The organism is Bacillus sp. HSf4, assembly GCF_029537375.1.
Classification (GTDB): Bacteria; Bacillota; Bacilli; order Bacillales; family Bacillaceae; genus Bacillus; species Bacillus sonorensis_A.
The window spans coordinates 2,935,327-2,952,454 of sequence record NZ_CP120679.1; the positions used below are offsets into that span (position 1 = coordinate 2,935,327).

22 protein-coding genes are annotated in these 17,128 nt (G+C 46.5%); 5 read left to right on the forward strand and 17 right to left on the reverse strand.

Annotated features, from left to right (window positions below; translation table 11 throughout):
• Positions 1-18 precede the first annotated feature (18 nt).
• The 5 genes from queA to P3X63_RS15170 all read right to left on the reverse strand — a co-directional run bounded on the left by queA (position 19) and on the right by P3X63_RS15170 (position 3,499).
• Complete coding sequence (gene queA, locus P3X63_RS15150) at positions 19-1,047, reverse strand: tRNA preQ1(34) S-adenosylmethionine ribosyltransferase-isomerase QueA (protein ID WP_077736325.1); 1,029 nt, start codon at positions 1,045-1,047, stop codon at positions 19-21.
• Between the two features lie 34 nt (positions 1,048-1,081).
• The gene (locus tag P3X63_RS15155) at positions 1,082-1,282 is read right to left on the reverse strand and encodes a DUF2905 domain-containing protein (RefSeq protein WP_026588090.1); all 201 of its coding nucleotides are present in this window, start codon (positions 1,280-1,282) and stop codon (positions 1,082-1,084) included.
• Positions 1,275-2,279: a Holliday junction branch migration DNA helicase RuvB gene (gene ruvB, locus P3X63_RS15160; RefSeq protein ID WP_026588091.1), complete on the reverse strand. Its 1,005-nt coding sequence runs from the start codon at positions 2,277-2,279 to the stop codon at positions 1,275-1,277. The genes P3X63_RS15155 and ruvB overlap by 8 nt, the downstream gene beginning before the upstream one ends.
• 10 nt (positions 2,280-2,289) lie before the next feature.
• A complete protein-coding gene (gene ruvA / locus P3X63_RS15165; RefSeq protein WP_026588092.1) occupies positions 2,290-2,895 on the reverse strand; it encodes a Holliday junction branch migration protein RuvA in 606 nt (201 codons plus the stop codon).
• Positions 2,896-3,025: 130 nt separating this feature from the next.
• Entirely contained in the window at positions 3,026-3,499 is a 474-nt protein-coding gene (locus P3X63_RS15170; RefSeq protein ID WP_026588093.1) for an intercompartmental signaling factor BofC, read from the reverse strand.
• A gap of 310 nt (positions 3,500-3,809) precedes the next feature.
• Between P3X63_RS15170 and P3X63_RS15175 the strand changes: the two genes are divergently transcribed.
• Both P3X63_RS15175 and P3X63_RS15180 read left to right on the forward strand, forming a co-directional pair.
• Positions 3,810-4,448, forward strand: coding sequence for a protein kinase domain-containing protein (locus tag P3X63_RS15175; RefSeq protein ID WP_277691310.1), 639 nt, complete (start codon positions 3,810-3,812; stop codon positions 4,446-4,448).
• Between the two features lie 80 nt (positions 4,449-4,528).
• Complete coding sequence (locus P3X63_RS15180) at positions 4,529-4,657, forward strand: hypothetical protein (protein WP_256860365.1); 129 nt, start codon at positions 4,529-4,531, stop codon at positions 4,655-4,657.
• Between the two features lie 138 nt (positions 4,658-4,795).
• On the opposite strand, the gene P3X63_RS15185 is transcribed toward P3X63_RS15180, so the two are convergent.
• The 3 genes from P3X63_RS15185 to P3X63_RS15195 form a co-directional block, all read right to left on the reverse strand.
• Entirely contained in the window at positions 4,796-4,975 is a 180-nt protein-coding gene (locus P3X63_RS15185) for a small acid-soluble spore protein H (RefSeq protein WP_026588095.1), read from the reverse strand.
• Between the two features lie 90 nt (positions 4,976-5,065).
• On the reverse strand, positions 5,066-5,530 hold the full coding sequence (locus P3X63_RS15190; protein WP_026588096.1) for a DinB family protein: 465 nt from the start codon (positions 5,528-5,530) through the stop codon (positions 5,066-5,068).
• A 60-nt stretch (positions 5,531-5,590) separates the two neighbouring features.
• A complete protein-coding gene (locus P3X63_RS15195; RefSeq protein ID WP_035428224.1) occupies positions 5,591-6,313 on the reverse strand; it encodes a poly-gamma-glutamate hydrolase family protein in 723 nt (240 codons plus the stop codon).
• Positions 6,314-6,733: 420 nt separating this feature from the next.
• On the opposite strand from P3X63_RS15195, the gene P3X63_RS15200 reads away from it, so the two are divergent.
• Entirely contained in the window at positions 6,734-6,913 is a 180-nt protein-coding gene (locus P3X63_RS15200) for a DUF8096 family protein (protein WP_026588098.1), read from the forward strand.
• Between the two features lie 101 nt (positions 6,914-7,014).
• Here the strand turns inward: P3X63_RS15200 and P3X63_RS15205 are convergent, their stop codons facing one another.
• The 7 genes from P3X63_RS15205 to nadB all read right to left on the reverse strand — a co-directional run bounded on the left by P3X63_RS15205 (position 7,015) and on the right by nadB (position 13,875).
• A complete protein-coding gene (locus P3X63_RS15205; protein WP_026588099.1) occupies positions 7,015-7,332 on the reverse strand; it encodes a hypothetical protein in 318 nt (105 codons plus the stop codon).
• Positions 7,333-7,516: 184 nt separating this feature from the next.
• Complete coding sequence (locus P3X63_RS15210; protein WP_026588100.1) at positions 7,517-8,239, reverse strand: YebC/PmpR family DNA-binding transcriptional regulator; 723 nt, start codon at positions 8,237-8,239, stop codon at positions 7,517-7,519.
• Between the two features lie 114 nt (positions 8,240-8,353).
• On the reverse strand, positions 8,354-8,989 hold the full coding sequence (locus P3X63_RS15215) for a YhcN/YlaJ family sporulation lipoprotein (protein ID WP_026588101.1): 636 nt from the start codon (positions 8,987-8,989) through the stop codon (positions 8,354-8,356).
• 166 nt (positions 8,990-9,155) lie between these two features.
• Complete coding sequence (gene safA / locus P3X63_RS15220; protein ID WP_026588102.1) at positions 9,156-10,232, reverse strand: SafA/ExsA family spore coat assembly protein; 1,077 nt, start codon at positions 10,230-10,232, stop codon at positions 9,156-9,158.
• 118 nt (positions 10,233-10,350) lie between these two features.
• Complete coding sequence (gene nadA, locus P3X63_RS15225; RefSeq protein ID WP_077736319.1) at positions 10,351-11,460, reverse strand: quinolinate synthase NadA; 1,110 nt, start codon at positions 11,458-11,460, stop codon at positions 10,351-10,353.
• A gap of 20 nt (positions 11,461-11,480) precedes the next feature.
• Entirely contained in the window at positions 11,481-12,320 is an 840-nt protein-coding gene (gene nadC, locus P3X63_RS15230) for a carboxylating nicotinate-nucleotide diphosphorylase (protein ID WP_277691319.1), read from the reverse strand.
• Positions 12,301-13,875 (reverse strand): L-aspartate oxidase, encoded by a 1,575-nt coding sequence (gene nadB, locus P3X63_RS15235; RefSeq protein WP_277691321.1) that lies wholly within the window; start codon positions 13,873-13,875, stop codon positions 12,301-12,303. Before nadB ends, nadC begins: the two co-directional genes overlap by 20 nt.
• A 98-nt stretch (positions 13,876-13,973) precedes the next feature.
• Between nadB and P3X63_RS15240 the strand changes: the two genes are divergently transcribed.
• Both P3X63_RS15240 and P3X63_RS15245 read left to right on the forward strand, forming a co-directional pair.
• Entirely contained in the window at positions 13,974-15,152 is a 1,179-nt protein-coding gene (locus P3X63_RS15240) for an IscS subfamily cysteine desulfurase (RefSeq protein WP_026588106.1), read from the forward strand.
• Entirely contained in the window at positions 15,121-15,663 is a 543-nt protein-coding gene (locus P3X63_RS15245; protein WP_026588107.1) for a transcription repressor NadR, read from the forward strand. Before P3X63_RS15240 ends, P3X63_RS15245 begins: the two co-directional genes overlap by 32 nt.
• A 53-nt stretch (positions 15,664-15,716) precedes the next feature.
• Here P3X63_RS15245 and pheA read toward each other — a convergent pair whose 3' ends face one another.
• Together pheA and P3X63_RS15255 are read right to left on the reverse strand one after the other, a co-directional pair.
• Positions 15,717-16,568: a prephenate dehydratase gene (gene pheA / locus P3X63_RS15250; RefSeq protein ID WP_026588108.1), complete on the reverse strand. Its 852-nt coding sequence runs from the start codon at positions 16,566-16,568 to the stop codon at positions 15,717-15,719.
• 27 nt (positions 16,569-16,595) lie between these two features.
• Complete coding sequence (locus P3X63_RS15255) at positions 16,596-17,039, reverse strand: ACT domain-containing protein (protein ID WP_026588109.1); 444 nt, start codon at positions 17,037-17,039, stop codon at positions 16,596-16,598.
• Positions 17,040-17,128 lie beyond the last annotated feature (89 nt).

A 17,128-nucleotide genomic window follows, 5' to 3' on the forward strand; every position in this document is an offset into this window, starting at 1 on the left:
CTCCAATCTTTTTGTACTTTATTTGATCAGCATCGCATCTCCAAAGCTGAAGAAGCGGTATTCGTGCTCGACCGCGGTGCGGTAGGCGGAAAGCACGTTCTCCCGGCCCGCAAGCGCGCTGACAAGCATTATCAGGGAAGATTTCGGGAGATGAAAGTTCGTAATTATCCCGTCTATCGCCCGGAATGTATAGCCGGGATATATAAAGATCGATGTCCAGCCTCTCGCTTCCCTGAAACGACCGTCATTCTCGGAAGCGATCGTCTCGAGCGTCCTCGTTGATGTCGTTCCGACGGAAATGATCCTTCCCCCGCTCTGTTTGATTCGATTCAGAGCTTCGGCTGTCTCTTCCGTCATTTCATAAAACTCCGCATGCATATCGTGTTCCTCAACATTTTCCGCACTGACGGGCCGGAAAGTTCCCAATCCGACATGTAGGGTGATGAAGGCGATGTGCACGCCTTTTTCCTTCAGCGCGTCAAGAATCTCTTCCGTAAAATGAAGTCCTGCCGTCGGCGCCGCGGCTGAGCCTTGTTTTTTGGAGTAGACCGTCTGATAGCGCTCCTTGTCATCAAGCTGTTCTTTGATGTAAGGAGGCAGCGGCATTTCTCCCAGAGATTCGAGGACTTCGTAAAAAATCCCTTTATAGCGGAATTCTATTTTTCGTCCTCCGTGGTCAAGCTCTTCTGTACAGACCGCCGTCAGCCGACCGTCGCCGAACGTAAGAACGGTTCCCCGCTTCACCCGTTTCGCCGGTTTGACAAGCGTTTCCCACACGTCGCCTTCCTCCTGCTTCAAAAGAAGCACCTCAACCTTTGCACCCGTTTCCTCTTTCACTCCGAACAAACGGGCCGGCAAAACCCTTGTATCGTTCAGGACGATACAGTCGCCGGCTTCCAAAAAATCAAGGATGTGCTTAAATGTACTGTGGGTGATATCGCCCGTTTCTTTATCCAGCACCATCAGCCTTGAAGCATCCCGTTCTTTTAAAGGAACCTGGGCGATCAGGCGTTCAGGCAGGTCAAAATCAAATAAATCAACTTTCATTTTTTTCACCTTATTCTATCTATATACTTTGGTCTCATTTCATCCGTCCGAAGATCGAAAACAATAAGGACAGGATGATGCTGATGACAATGCATGTAACAACAGGAAAGAAAAATGTAACGTTTCCTTTTTTCACAAAAATGTCTCCCGGAAGCTTGCCGATGACTTGCATGAATAAACCAATGCCAAAAATGACCGCGCCTAAAATCATCAAAAGCTTTGGAAACTCAGTCATGGTTCGGAACCTCCATTTTAAAATGGCTGTAGACATCCGGCGTTACAATCCGCCCCCGCGGTGTTCTTTGAATAAAGCCGATTTGCAGGAGGTACGGCTCGTAAACGTCCTCAATCGTATGGGACTCCTCTCCGATCGTCGCCGAGATCGTATCGATGCCGACGGGGCCGCCGCCGAATTTTTCGATCATCCCCATTAACAGCTTGCGGTCGATATGATCGAGCCCGAGCTTGTCGACTTGAAGGCGCTCAAGTGCATCAAGGGCTACTTCCTCTGTGATGGAGCTGTTTCCAAGAACCTGGGCAAAATCCCTGACCCTTCTCAGCAGCCTGTTGGCGATCCGCGGCGTTCCTCTTGAACGCCGCGCGATTTCCAAAGAGGAAAGCCTGTCGATGTCAATCTCGAACAGCTCGGCTGTTCTGACGACGATTTCTGACAGCTCATCCCGGGTGTAATACTCAAGCCTTGACAATACACCGAATCTGTCTCTGAGAGGCGCGGTCAAGAGTCCGACTCTGGTCGTCGCGCCGACGAGTGTAAAAGGCGGCAGATCAAGCCTGACAGAACGGGCTGACGGCCCTTTGCCGATGACGATATCAAGGCAGAAATCCTCCATCGCCGGGTACAGTACCTCTTCAATCGAACGGTGCAGACGGTGGATTTCGTCAATGAATAAAACGTCACCGGGTTCGAGGGCGGTCAAAATCGCCGCCAAATCGCCGGGGCGTTCGATTGCAGGTCCTGACGTCGTGCGGAAATTGACCCCCATTTCATTGGCGATGATGGCGGCAAGGGTCGTTTTCCCCAATCCGGGAGGGCCGTATAGCAAGACGTGGTCCAAGGTCTCCTCCCGCATTTTCGCGGCTTCGATGAAGACCCTGAGATTGTCTTTGACTTTTTCCTGGCCGATGTACTGCGCCAGTTTTTGCGGACGCAGGCTTTGCTCAATCGCTGATTCATGGTTGTCTAGTTCACTTGATACGAGCCGCTCATCCATGAACATCACCTTACTTTAATAATTTTTGTAATGCTTTTTTAACATATTGATCTGTTGAAAGCGCCTCTTCCTTTTTCAGGTGAGGCTGAACTTTTTTAATCTCGCGGTCTGAGTAGCCGAGCGCCTGCAACGCTTCAAGCGCTTCCCCTAGAGCGGTCTTAGCTTCATGGGCTTCTTCCCGCTCTTCGTGGTTGAAAAGACTTGCCGCCGCTTCAGGAATGGCATCAGCCAATTTGCCTTTCAAATCGAGGATGATCTGTCTGGCGGTTTTTTTCCCCACTCCGGGGAACTTCACCAAAAACGCTTCATCTTCATTCTCGATCGCTTCAATCACCGCACCCGGATCACCGGAAGCAAGGATCGCAAGCGCACCTTTCGGGCCGATGCCCGTTACATTCAGCAATTTTGTAAACAGCATTTTTTCTTCCCGTGTCGAAAAGCCGTACAAAGCAGCTGTATCTTCTCTCACATAGTGATATGTATAAATCGTTTCCTCGCTGTTTTCTTTATAGATAAACGGATTAGGCGTATAAATTTGATAGCCGATTCCGCCGTTCTCAATGACAATATACTGGGGCGACACATAATCAATGGTGCCCTTTACGAATTCGATCAACGTTCATTCACCTCTTTGACTGCTCTTCATTGTAACATAAAACAGGCAAAGCTAGAATGAAAAAGTTAACATATGTTCGCTCTAGTCATAACAGGACGTTTTTTTTCACCCTAAAAAAGACATAACAGCGTCATGTCTTCATATCTTTCATAATTCCCGATGATTTTACGGCTTCAATGACATGCTGAAATTCATGTTTCGTCCGATAGGGAATCCCTTTGCGCAGGTCATCCGCCATTCGGCTCTCAAGCCGCTTTATATCAATCTGAAAAAACGATTGAATCGGCTCTGACAAAACGCCGGGACGGCCGTGAAAAGTCGATATGACGCCATCCTCCGTCACCCCGATATAGCCGTTTGTTTTGCTTAAAGGAGAGATGTCATCCACCTGCTTGCGAAACAGCATGAACCCTTTTTTTTGATCAACAAGCTGCCATCCTTTATATGCGGCTTTTACATCTTCCACCTTACCGAGCGGCTCTTCCTTGTTTTCAATGCCAACATCCCCGTCTAAATACACCTTTTCAAACTGAATGTGCACCCTGTCCTGCTCCTTTGCCTCCGATGCCGATCTTCCTGCAGCTTCCTGCTGAAAACTGAACATAACGGTAAACACCAGGGTGACAAACAAACTGATTCTCTTCCATAATTTCAGGCTGTCCACACATATCACCTTCTTTTTTGCCTTCAAGATATTACCCTTAGTTTGACCAACGCTTGCAAAAATTAGTCGTCTGCATGCGTTTCCTGTTCAAGCCCCGGGGGATGCCGGATACAATGATTTTACAGACCGATGACAATGATTACATTTTAAAGCCAATGGAGAAGATGTGAAGCATTTAGGATGCAAAGCCGCCCGTTCTCATGTATAAAAGCAGTATAGAGTTTCTTTTTAAAAAGAAGGTGGACTCAGCGTGACAAAGGCGAAAAGATATTCAGAAGCAGTAATCTACGATACGAAAAAGCGGTTTAACAAGCTTGTCCAAAAGCCCGATGATTTAGAATTGATCGGGAAGGGACGAAGCGCATACGTTTTTAAGCTGAAAGAGTGCGGGAGAGACATGGCGCTGAAAGTCTTTTTCCCAGAATTCACAGACATCGCTCAAAAGGAAGCGGAGATCTATCAAAAACTGGCTGATTCCCCGTATTATCCTGATATTTATGAGACAGGGCATTCATATATATTAATGGAATATATTAAAGGACATACTTTTTACGAATGTTTAAATCAAGGCATCCCTATCGAGGAAGAGATGATCCGGGAAGTGGACCGCGCTTTGCATTATGCCCGGCAGCAGGGATTAAACCCTTCCGACATTCACCTTAGAAACCTGATTCTGACCCCGTCCGGAGCGGTAAAGGTCATCGATGTCGCCAGATTTCGGCAAACAAAGGAATGCAGGCAGTGGGATGATCTGAAAACAGCCTATCGATATTATAAAAAGAGAAAGTTCCCGCAAAAACTCCCTAAATTATGGATGGAAATGATTGCGTTTCTTTATAAAAAAAACTGGCTCCAAAAACGTTGGGACGCCAGAAAAAATAAAATTTGACCGATAAAGCGAACTCATGAAACTTCAAGGAATATTCCTCGTATGAAGAAATAACACTCTCCTGAAAGGAGCATTCGAGATTGAGATTAAAAAAGAAAAAACGGCGGGAACATGCCGAATCGGATTATTGGTTTCTGCTTGATCTGATCGAGCCTTTATATTATGTGCTGAGATTCGCATTCAGAGGCATTGTGAAATTCATTAATTAACACGTCCCCGCTAAAGCGCTTTTTAGCTGAGCAACAAATACACCGCAGATGTGACGAGGCAAAAATAGCGGCTTTTCCGCTTATATCAGCGAATAAAAAAATCCCCTTTCAAGAAAAGGGGATCGCTTTGTTTCGTTTTTATTGCTCCTGTAGGTTTGCAAGCGGTACTTCCTGTTCGTTCTCAGGCTGTCCGAGCGGATAGATTCTGGCCGTTCCGTTTTGCTGATCGACATGCTGAATATAAATCGGCCGGCCGTTGTAAGTGACATCGACCATCACCGGAGATTCAACGATCTCTTGGGCGCGCTGTGTATTCATCATAAAATCCTCCTTTAGATTTTATTCATAATGTGCGCTCCCTCTTGCTTTCATATTCATATTGGCCGGTTTTTCAGGACACACTCGCGGTCAGCGAAGCTTGACGTATAAAGGCAGGTCGGTATGCCCCATTTCGCGCACATACACAAATAGGTTGCCCTTATGGTGAATCTCATGGCCAACGGCAAGCTGGACGAGCTGTTCAGCAGCCACTTTACGGCCGAACATCTTGGTCAAGTCAATTTCACGATCCAATTCCTCATCTGTAAACGATTCAAGCAATTGTTTCGTTTTTTCCGTATACGCTTGCGCCAGCTCGGCAAGGCTTGTCTCAGGGTCTTCCAATTTCCTTTTAAAGCCTTCCGGGGTTCCTTCCTTGGCTGTCAAAGCAAATCGATAAAATGAATGCAGCATATGTGTGATGAGATCTCTGGCTGACATTGAAGTTTCGGTCGGTTTGTAATCCATGTGTTCATCATCAATCTTTTGAATCAGCTCTTCTGTGACACTGCGATGTGATAAAAATTCCTGAACGATACGGTCTTTGCGCTCCACCTTCTCATTCCCCCTTTATGTTGATACAGTTTTAGAATAACATCTTTTACCTGAATGTTTTCAACATTTGTCTTCCAAAACTTTTCGAACCGCTTTGACATACCTGTAGAACTTTCTTGTTTTTGTTTCTTCCCTGTCCTGATAATCAAAGTCTTCAAAAAATGCTTTTCGTTGCGCCGTGCTGATTTCCAGCTGCACACTCATGCCTGAGCTGCTTTCATTGTTGATGTTCTCAGTATCCGTTCCGGCAAATCTACCGTCTACTTCGACCAGTTCTGCGGAAAAATCATATTTTTTAAGCGATCTGACGATGGCTTTGGCGAGCTTTCTGTCGGTGCCGCCCACCAATGTGTGCCGACGATCGCCTGAATAGCCGTGAAAAGCGATCGTATAACGGTGTTCTTTTATTTTTTGCAATGCGAGCGGCTCGTCAAAATTTGTGCTTGTGATATGCAGATCTGAATTATTCTCATCCTTTTTTCCTTCGAATAAATAAGTCGAGTAATCATCGTTAAAAGCGCGGACAAGCTCGCTGACCCCGCCTTCGATTCTCCCGCCGTGGGGTGAAAAGATTAAGCACCTGCTTCCCGCTTCTTCATGATAATCGATATCATATCCGCCATTTTCATGCTTTTGCAGTTCCTTGAAACTGACATATTTGTCACCGGCCTGGCGCTGATATTCCTCCCTGGCCGTTTTTTCAGTCCACCTGTATACACCATTTATCATCACAACCAGAATCACCAAATAGATGAATCCTTTTATGACTACATTCTTCCTCATGTTTACTTCCCCTTTTGCTTCATGTATTGCCAAATGAAAAAAGCATGTCGGTCATGCTGAACTGTTCAAGTGTTTTTGACTTTTTTGTGACACAGTTATTTTACGCTTTACATATGACGCATTCAATTATGAATAAGTTTGATAAAAAATAAAAATTTAAAATTTTTTTATTAAACAATACTTTTTCTTTAGTGTTAAAGATAGATAAAACTTAAGAAGAAAATCTCATAAGAAAATTCGGAAAAAGACCATTTTTTCTGCCGTAAGCCCATTCCGTTCGGAAACGAGGAGCGTTTTACCACAATCAGGGTATACGGTTTGATAAAAGTGTGTCCGTCCGTTGTATGCTGAAGTTCTATTTCCTTTTTTTTATTTCTTCTGTTATCCTATAACCGATAATAAAAGTGCAGGTGAACGATATTGGAAACAGAGTATGAAACAAAAGGCTATGACACGACAACCGTTTATGACTACAACCAGTACCCCGATGTCCACCACGGCCGTTGCGATAATTGCGACTACACGCTTTTTAAGAGCTCGGTCAAGGACGGGCAATTTTTGCGCGAATGCCGGCGCTGCGGCATGAAAAAAAGCATTTAAAGCAAACCGCTTCCTGAAGATCAGGGAACCCTTCATATGTATAAAAAGTTGCCGGCAATGCGATGAAGCTTTGCCGGCAAAGTGGATTTCATTGTCAATTTCTACGCGTCTTTATTTTGGCTGGTGATGATACCGTTAACCGAATTGCCGATCTTTTCACTGATTTCAGCATTCAGGCTGTTGACATTTTGAATGTATTCGTTGATGATATTTTGCATCGCTTGGTTGAACTCTGTGTTTTCGTTTGATGAAAAATTGGTTACATCGATACCGCTGTTCTTTTGGACCAATTCATTAACGGATTGGCCAAAACCGCTGACAAGGCTGTTGATTTTTTCAATGACTTGAGCGACTTCCTGGTCTTGCTGGTTTGTGTTCAAAGCTGAGAACGGCTGCTGATTTTGCTGCTGTTCAGACATATCACATTCCTCCTCTCTATTTACTCTTTCACAATATATGTTTTAAGAAACAACTTGTTTCCGCAGCTGTTTGACCCGTCTGCTAAATGGTTGACGACATAGAAAAAGGACGCCGGGGGGCGTCCTTCAAAATCCCAAAACGGCTTTTAGTTTTGGGATTTTGTCATTTCATTTGACTCACGCTTTAAAGAACGTTTGTATACACTTCCTGGACATCATCGTCATCTTCAAGCACATCGACGAGTTTTTCGATTTTTTCTTGAACCGTTTCATCCACTTCGGCATAGGTTTGCGGGATCATCGTAATTTCCGCTGTAGCGGGTTTGTAGCCTTTGCTTTCCAATCCCTTTTTCACTTCTTCAAACTGCTCCGGCTCGGTATAAATTTCAAACAGCTCATTGCTCGTTTCGAGCTCCTCCGCGCCTATATCAATCACTTCAAGCATGAATTCTTCTTCATCTGTTTCAAGATCTTCGCGCTCGATGGCGATGTATCCTTTGCGGTCAAACATATAAGAGACACAGCCCGTTTCTCCCAGGCTTCCCCCGTTTTTGCTGAAGGCGGTCCGGACGCTGGTCGCCGTCCGGTTTTTATTATCGGTCAGACATTTGACCATGACGGCAACACCGCCTGGCCCGTAGCCTTCATACGAAATTTCTTCATAGCTGTTTCCGTCTTGGCTGCCTGAGGCTTTTTTGATGGCGCGTTCGATGTTGTCGTTCGGCATGTTTGCACCTTTAGCTTTATCGATGACGAGACGCAGGCTCGCGTTTGCTTCAGGGTCAGAACCTCCCTCTTTTGCGGCTACATAAATTTCTTTGGCGAGTTTCATGAAAATTTTGCCCCGTTTTGCATCCTGGGCATTTTTCCGTCTCTGAATATTTTTCCATTTAGAATGGCCAGCCATATCTTTCTACCTCCAAAAAAATTCTCGTCTCTATGTACCACTTTATACGGTTTTAGCTGCATTTGTAAAGAAAATGGCAAAATGGCCGGGAAAAACCCGGCCATTATAGAAATGTCATTGATTCCGCAAGCGGTTCACATGATCATTCGTTGTGTTTCCGCGGTCTCTTACGTTCTGTGGATCGTCGTTCATTTCACGCAGCCTTGTGAATGTGCCGTTGTCTGCAGCAATTTGAACCGTTCGGTCTCCGGCATACCTTTTAGCGATTTGTCTCATTTGATTTCTGTCGGTATCTGACAGGTTTTTATCAGCCCGCACCGCGATGATGACTGTTTCATCGGTTACGACCGCCTGGCTTTCGTCGATATTATTCATTTGATTAATACGCTTCGTGATGTTTCTCGAGATTTTACGGTTTTGCGGTTTATCATATCCCGTGTTTAGTGTCCCCACTAAATGGTTGTGATAGTTCATGTCTCCCCGGCTGTACGTTCCGTCTCCCGTCGGAACGGGGTTGCCGTTTCGATTTGTCACATTTGTTGTGCCGTTTCTCCCGTTCATGTTTTCAAGCATATCCGTTACAGGCCCGTCATTATCAAAACCGTCATTACGATCTGCGTCATTGGAATAATATCCGATTGGACGGGCATTATTATCGTATCGATTATCCATGGCATTGTTCGTTCCGCAGGCTGAAAGACCGGCTGTCAAAAGCAAAATACCCGAAAACATTTTCAGCTTCTTATCCAATGGTAGAACCCCCCGTGAAAACCGCAGTTTTTGAGCATTACGCTCGCTTTTAGGATGTACGCAAAAAGGAGAGCCTACCCTTGACAGTTATAGACAGCTTGACATTCGGGCATTTTTAGAAAATGCATGAAAAAAGGAACGATATATCATCGTCCCGCATGTTTGATCAGTCCTCGTCATCTTCCGGCCTGTTAAACATTTGACCTCCCGCCGGCTGCTGGTATCCTCCCATGCCGTACGGACTTCCCATCTGCTGCATTGGCGGCATTTGGCCATATGGGACACCTCCTGGGAATCCTCCCGGATATTGGCCGGGTCCGCAGCCGCAGTCATCCTTTCCTGTATGCGCCATGTTCGGATCTCCGGCATGACCTAGATTAGGCGGTGCATACCCTGGGAATGGCTGATACGATGGCATGTAGGCCGGTGCGTTCATCGGCTGGTGATGGTATCCGTGATGGCCGGCATTGTCATGGCCCATGTTATCATGACCCATATTGTCATCACCGTCATATTCGGCCGGTGATACATAGCCCGGCTGCTGCTGCGGCATGTAAGGCATTTGTTGAGCAGGATATGGATACCATGGATAGCACAAACCTGTGCCTGGAAGTACAGGTGAAACAGGGATTAAGCACCCCGGATGATACGGATACGGAAATGGTTGGTGATATGCAGGTGCAACATTCGGCATCCCGTGATACTTGTTTTCTTCTGCTCCGCCGACTTGTGACGGCTGCGGGATATTTGGATAGTTGACGTTTTCCATATGACTCTCCTCCTCATTTGTCCATGGCATATTCATGTTGGGCCCTTCCTCGTGATGTCCGTACGGTTTCGGAGGTACAAACGGCTGATGAAGCTGATTGACATTTTGATAAAAGTTGGAAATATCACCCTCAGGCATGCTTGACTGGCCGCCTATATTGGTATTGGGTACAGGCGGAACATAAGGAACCGAAGGCTTTTCTTTCGGTTTCGTATCTTCCACATCAAGCTTGACTTTAGGCTTTTCTTTTGCAAATGGATGTTCCTGCTTTTTCGGAAATTCCTTCCGTATACTGGGCTGCTCCTCTTTTTTAACCGGCACTCCCCCTGACGGCACTTTTATTTTCATGCCGGGCATGATCAGATCTGGATTGCTGAGCTGCGAGTTCAGTTTTTTCAGTTCTTGAAAGTCCACTTCATATCGTTCTGCTATTTTTTCAAGAGTGTCGCCCTTTTGGACAATATGAATTTTCAACGTTTTCCCCTCCTATGCAAAAACGTGAACGAACGCATGAGAATAACAAATATGTTTCCTCACAAATTTATGCAGAGACAGGAGGGGTTATGATAAAAACTTGTTCTTTTTGAAAAAGTTAGCTGATGCTGAGCATTCGGTTCAAAGCGGTGACGGCATCTTCTGCGATGTCTTTTTCAACTTTGATGACTCCCGTCGGTTCACCTTTGTCAATTTGTTCCAACGACCATAATAAATGGGGAAGATCGATTCTGTTCATCGTCAAACACGGACACATGTCCGGATTAAGTGATTCAATCTGTTTGTCGGGATGCTCATTGATGATTCTCTGGACGAGATTCATTTCTGTTCCGATCGCCCACTTGCTTCCAGGCTCCGCTGCATTGATCGTGTCGATAATTTTTTTAGTGGAACCGCTGTAATCGCTGTTCGTCACGACTTCATGAGTGCATTCCGGATGTACGATGATATTGATCTCCGGATCGCGTCGTTTGACATTTTGGATATTTCTTACTGTGAATTTCTCGTGAACTGAGCAGTGGCCCTTCCACAAGATGATTTTCACGTCCTGTATATCACCTTCATACATCAGCTTTTCCGCTATCGGGTCCCATACCGCCATCTGTGTGAGCGGAATGCCCAGTTCATATGCTGTGTTTCGCCCGAGATGCTGATCCGGCAGAAATAAAATCCGTTCCTTTTGCGCGAGTGCCCATGTTAACATGCGGGTTGCGTTTGAGGATGTGACCGTTGCCCCGCCGTTTCTTCCCGTAAAGGCTTTAATCTCAGCCGTAGAATTGACATATGTCAGCGGAATGATCGTATCGCCGAACAATTGTGTCAGCTGCTCCCAAGCCCTGTTTGTCTGCTGCATATTCGCCATATCCGCCATCGAACAGCCGGCTCTCATATCAGGCAAAACGACAACTTGTTCATCTAATGTGAGCATATCGGCTGTTTCCGCCATAAAATGTACGCCGCAAAACGCGATATATTCCGCTTTTGTGTTTTGCTGTGCAACTTGAGCAAGCTGAAGCGAATCCCCTGTAGCATCGGCAAAGCGAATCACTTCGTCTTTTTGATAATGGTGGCCTGGAATGAACAGCCTTTCTCCGTATGTCTTTTTGATCCGCAAAATTCTCTGCACCATTTCTTCTTCCGGCAACTCTTTATAATGATCCGGCATCATGCCCGCATTCTGATCGTTAATCAAGTTTAAAATAGACATCGTTCCCTCTCCAATCCCGTTTATTTTTTCAGATCAACATTCATGCTGAAATCCAGACTTTTCGCCGAGTGTGTCAAATAGCCCAGCGATATATAATGCACCCCTGTTCCCCTGTAAGAAGGGAGATTTTCATATGTGATGCCGCCGGAAGCTTCCGTTATGATTCCGGCAGGCGTCATTTCCGCAAATGCTTTTACCGTTTCCGGCGGACAGTTGTCAAACATAATAATATCCGCTCCGGCTTCGATCGCTTCTTTAAGCTCGTTTTCAGATTCGATCTCCACTTCAACTTTCACCATATGTCCGCAGGCTGCCCGCGCTTTTTCGACCGCTTGAGAAATCGAGCCGCAAGCAGCGATATGGTTGTCTTTAATCATGATGCCGCCGTCCAGTCCAAAGCGGTGATTGGCGCCTCCGCCTGTTTGGACAGCGTATTTTTCAAGCATGCGAAGCCCGGGTGTCGTTTTTCGCGTATCACAAATTCTAATGCCTGGGTCATTCAGCTTGATGACAGATTGATTTGTTAATGTGGCAATGCCCGACATTCGTTGGATGAGGTTGAGCACAACCCGTTCACCGGTCAAAAGCGAAGCGGCCGAACCTTTAAGATGGGCGATCACCTCCCCTTTTTCGACCAGTTCTCCATCTTTTTTCAAAAGATCGATGGCTATCGATTCATTGATGAGATGAAAACCTTCCCTTATCACCATTTCCCCTGCAAACAAGCCGCTTTCTTTCGCTGTTATCAAGGCTTCACATTGCTGATTTTCGTCAAAAACAGCCTGGGAGGTGAGGTCTCCCCAGCCGATGTCCTCTTTAAAAAATTCTCCGAGCATTTGTCTAAGCTTGAACTGCTGCATCCTTCACAATCCCTTCATTTTCTATAATCTCGACATCGCCTTTTACATGAATGATTTGTTTCCCTTTCCAGTTTTTATCATCTGCCGCCGGAAAATCTGAGCGGAAATGCCCTCCCCTGCTTTCTGTCCGCAGCAAGGCAGAAGCTGTCATCAGTTTAGCGGTCTGCCATAGATGGGTCAGGGTAAGCTGAGATTTTGTGATTTCTTTCACATTTACCGTTTGAACAGGCAGCTGCTCAAGCCGATCTTTCACCTTCCGCAGTTCATCTGCCTTACGCACGATGGAGACGTGATCTGTCATCCATTTTTGAATGTCTTTTACATCACACAAAGGTACGGTAAATGTGATGTCTTCAGGTAAAGGTGCTTTTCCGCAGGCAAAGACCGCCTGCTTCCGGCTTTTGATCCGCTCTGCCGCTCTTTGACCAAACACAATACATTCCAGCAGGGAATTGCTTGCCAGCCGGTTGGCCCCGTGAAAACCCGTACAAGCGGCTTCTCCGATGACAAAAAGGTTTGGCACAGACGTTTCTCCCCACCTATCGACAGAGACGCCACCCATTAAAAAATGCATGCCCGGTGAGACCGGAATCCGTCCGTTTTCAATGGGAACCCCCGCCTCCTCACAAATCGAAGTCACCGTTGGAAAACGCCACCGGAAATCCGGAATATGACGGATATCCAAAAATACGCGGCTTCCATCCGCTAATGTTTCATGAATCGTTCTTGAGACAACATCCCTCGGCGCCAAGTCCTTTAAGGGATGAACACCGTCCATCACCTGCCGCCCGCTTTCATCTGTCAAAACGGCTCCTTCCCCGCGCACAGCCTCAGAGACAAGCCCGTGCGCCCGCCCGTTTTTCACAAGCAGTGTGGGGTGAAATTGAACGAACTCCAAATCAGCCAGCTCGGCACCCGCCCGATATGCGAGAGAAAGTCCGTCGCTTGTCACTGAGCGGTTATTCGTATGCACTTGAAAAAGATGCCCGCATCCTCCCGTCGCCAACACCACATAGTCGGCTTTTCTGAGAACGGCCTTTCCGCTGCTGTCTTTTGTCCAGACGCCTCGACAGCGGCCGTCTTCAATCCACAAGTCCGCTGCGGTTTCGTATTCTTTCAGGGTGACATGACCGCCGAGCTGTCCGATTAAATGACGGATCAGCATCCGCCCCGTCGCATCTCCGCCGGCATGCAAAATCCGGTTCACCGAATGTGCGCCTTCTTTTCCGAGACGGAGCCTTCCCTTTTCATCTGTATCAAAAGGGAAATTCTGCTTGATTAGCTCCGCGATAAGCCGCTGTCCGTCTCTAATGGTATCATTGACTGTTTCAATGTGATTGTGGCCGCAGCCGGCGTATAATGTGTCTTCCGCATGTGCAGATCCTGAGTCATACGGTAATGTGGATGAAGCAATCCCCCCCTGTGCGAGTGTTGAATTGCTGTCACTGACCGACTCTTTTGTCACCACCATCACTTCATATGACGGCGGCATCGCCGCAGCAAAAGACAGAGCAGCCGCACCTGCCCCGACAACAATGATCGTCTGATGAGACATGATGACTCCTCCTGTAAATTTACATGTGTCTTGACACCTATATTTACATATCGATACAATAAACTCAAGTATTTTTTAAAGAATGGGAGACTTGAGTTGTGATTTATCTTGATTATGCAGCGACAACACCGATGTCAAAGGATGCTCTGCAAGCGTTCGAAAAACTGAGCACTCATCTTTACGGCAATTCAAGCAGCCTGCACGATGCCGGAGGAAAGGCGGACAGCATATTACGACACTGCCGAAACAGACTGGCGGCATTGATTTCAGGTGAACCTGAAGGTGTTTATTTTACAAGCGGCGGCACCGAATCTAATTTTTTGGCGATCCACTCGATTTTGAACGGACTCCCTGCCGATAAACGGCATTTCCTGATGACAGAAATGGAACATCAATCGATCCATATTTTAAAACGGCATCTTGACATGCTTGGATTTGAGGTGAGCTTGGTGAAGCCAAATGCCGCCGGGATCATCACCATCGACATCCTAAAACAGCATCTGCGGCCGGATACAGGTCTTGTTTCCATCCAGCACGCGAATTCCGAAACAGGCGTCATCCAGCCGCTGGCTGAGCTCTCTTCCTATTTGCATGACCGCGGTGTGCTTTTGCATAGCGACTGTGTTCAGACATTTGGCAAAATCCCTGTTCATGCTGCTCAGCTTGGAATCGATGCATTGTCTGTGTCAAGTCATAAAGTATACGGCCCTAAAGGAACGGGAGCGGTCTATATCCGGCCCGGTGTGAATTGGAAGCCGGTCTATCCCGGTACATTGCATGAGAATGGTTTTCGAAGCGGCACAGTCAATGTTCCCGCCATCGGGGCTTTTATCACGGCTGCTGAAGAAACAGCCGGCAAAATGAATGCTGTTTTTGAGAAGCAACAGATGCTGCGGAGCCATTTTTTGCGGGGAGCAAAAGAACGGAGCCTGCCGCTTTCCCTTGCCGTTCCCGAATCGGCCGACTCAGAGGTGCTTCCGCATATTCTGGGTTGTTTTTTTCATTCCTTTGAAGGACAATATGTTATGTTGGAATGTAATCGGCGCGGAATCTGCATATCAACCGGAAGCGCATGTTCTGCCGGCTATCATGAGCCGTCAAACACGATGAACGCCCTTCAGGTTCCGAGGGAGCTGGCGCTTCAATTCATCCGGATTTCCTTCGGATGTGACACAACCAAGGAACACATTGCGAAACTGTTGAATGTATTGACAGATATGAATCATGAGAAAGGAGACCAACGGATTGACAGACGGATTAAAACTTATGGGAACTGAGCGGCGCAACAAGCTGCTTGCCTGGCTTAAGGCATCGGAGGCTCCGTTAACGGGAAGCGAGCTCGCCAAAAAAGCTTCTGTTTCCCGACAGGTCATCGTACAAGACATTTCGTTGTTAAAAGCGAAGAATGAACCGATTATTGCAACAAGCCAAGGGTATATGTACCTGCGCTCCGCAGCCGGAGAAAAACAGCCGGTGCAGCGGATCATCGCCTGTGATCACCGCCCTGAAAAAACAGAAGAAGAGTTGAACTTGATCGTTGATTTTGGCGTCTCAGTCAAGGATGTCACAATTGAACATCCGGTCTACGGCGATTTGACGGCATCCATCAGGGTGAGCACGAGAAAAGAAGTCTCAGACTTTGTCAAAAAAATATCCTCCACAAATGCCGCTTACTTGTCACAGCTGACAAACGGCATCCATCTCCACACATTGGAGGCGAATGAAGAGGAAAAAATCGATCAGGCTTGCGAGGCCCTCAAAAAAGCGGGTATCCTCATTTCCGAATAAGACAGGAAACAAAACAAGGTCCTTTGCCCGTAGGCAAAGGACCTTGTCTATTCTCATAACTGATATGCATTGTAAGCCCCGAGCATTTTCACTTTGCATCCCAAAGCCTCAAGCTCAGCTATGGCGCCCGGAATCAGGACGTCGTCTAAAGCCATTTCGATATCTATGATAAAGAAATAATTTCCAAGTCCGGTTTTCGTCGGACGGGATTCAATTTTGGAAAGATTCAAATTTCTCCACGCAAAAGCTGATAGTACTTGATGGAGCGCCCCTGATCTGTCTGAAGGCAGGGTCACCATAAGCGTTGTTTTCGGCCTTGGCTTAAGCTCTGGATTGACTTGAATGGAAGCGTGCGGATCGGGATTGAGCATCACAAACCTTGTATGGTTATATTCATAATCATGGATATCCCGTTTCACGATTTCCAATTGATAGGTTTCAGCAGCCATTTCATTGGCGATCACCCCGATGTTTTCCTCCGGATGTTCATTCACATATTTTGCCGCCGCTCCTGTAGATGTTGCATATTCAAACGGAATAGCATCAAACCGGCTGTGCAAAAATTTATGGCATTGTGCAATCGCATGAGAATGGGAATAAACCTTTTGAATATCCTCCCACGTCTCTTTTCTTGAAGGATGCACAAGCAGATGCTGGCGGATCGGCGCGGTGATTTCCCCGACAATGTAAAGAGGCTGTTCATGGATTAAGTAATCGATTGTCAGATTCACCGAACCTTCGATCGCGTTTTCCAGCGGGACAACAGCCAGATCGATGTCACCGTTCATGGCTGCATCCATACAGGCTGGTATTGTGCGGAATGCCTGCTGTTTAGCTCCCGCAAAACAGGAGCAAACAGCAAGGTGTGTAAATGTTGCTTCTGGACCTAAATAACCAACTTTCATACTCATGATAGATAACATTCTCTCCCTTTAAGCGCCCGAACCGAGTATTTCGACCTTTTCCACGAATTCCAGCTTTCTTAATTTGTTCATCAGCAAATCAACATTTTCATCCATTCCCCTCGTGCTGATGGACAATGTGACATTGGCTCTTCCCTGAAGGGGAATGGTCTGGTGAATCGACAGCACATTGCAGCCTGATTCGGCGACAACCTGAAGCAGATGGGACAGTGTCCCCGAACGGTCTTCCAAATGAAAAAAAAGCGTGATGATCTGTTCTTTAACCATTGTATAAAAGGGAAAGACGGCATCTCTGTACTTGTAAAAAGCGCTTCTGCTCAGATCAACCTTTTGAACCGCTTCAGCAACAGATTCGGCCTTCTTCCTTTCAATCAGCTTTTTCACTTCAAGTGTTTTCCTCATTGCCTCCGGCAGCACGTCTTCCCTGACAAGATAAAAGGTCTCCTCTTTCACTGGTCCTTCTCTCCTTTAAAAACCGGTTTCCATAATCAATCGATCGATTTGAAAGGAAAAACGCTTCCTTTCATCTAAAATTCGGAGAG

What these genes read in the sequence shown, in the direction of transcription:
- queA (WP_077736325.1), bottom strand. Translation starts at nt 1,047, where the DNA reads ATGAAAGTTGATTTATTTGATTTTGACCTGCCTGAACGCCTGATCGCC.
- P3X63_RS15155 (WP_026588090.1), bottom strand. Translation starts at nt 1,282, where the DNA reads ATGACTGAGTTTCCAAAGCTTTTGATGATTTTAGGCGCGGTCATTTTT.
- ruvB (WP_026588091.1), bottom strand. Translation starts at nt 2,279, where the DNA reads ATGGATGAGCGGCTCGTATCAAGTGAACTAGACAACCATGAATCAGCG.
- P3X63_RS15170 (WP_026588093.1), bottom strand. Translation starts at nt 3,499, where the DNA reads ATGTTCAGTTTTCAGCAGGAAGCTGCAGGAAGATCGGCATCGGAGGCA.
- P3X63_RS15185 (WP_026588095.1), bottom strand. Translation starts at nt 4,975, where the DNA reads ATGAATACACAGCGCGCCCAAGAGATCGTTGAATCTCCGGTGATGGTC.
- P3X63_RS15195 (WP_035428224.1), bottom strand. Translation starts at nt 6,313, where the DNA reads ATGAGGAAGAATGTAGTCATAAAAGGATTCATCTATTTGGTGATTCTG.
- P3X63_RS15205 (WP_026588099.1), bottom strand. Translation starts at nt 7,332, where the DNA reads ATGTCTGAACAGCAGCAAAATCAGCAGCCGTTCTCAGCTTTGAACACA.
- P3X63_RS15210 (WP_026588100.1), bottom strand. Translation starts at nt 8,239, where the DNA reads ATGGCTGGCCATTCTAAATGGAAAAATATTCAGAGACGGAAAAATGCC.
- nadA (WP_077736319.1), bottom strand. Translation starts at nt 11,460, where the DNA reads ATGTCTATTTTAAACTTGATTAACGATCAGAATGCGGGCATGATGCCG.
- nadC (WP_277691319.1), bottom strand. Translation starts at nt 12,320, where the DNA reads ATGCAGCAGTTCAAGCTTAGACAAATGCTCGGAGAATTTTTTAAAGAG.
- nadB (WP_277691321.1), bottom strand. Translation starts at nt 13,875, where the DNA reads ATGTCTCATCAGACGATCATTGTTGTCGGGGCAGGTGCGGCTGCTCTG.
- pheA (WP_026588108.1), bottom strand. Translation starts at nt 16,568, where the DNA reads ATGAAAGTTGGTTATTTAGGTCCAGAAGCAACATTTACACACCTTGCT.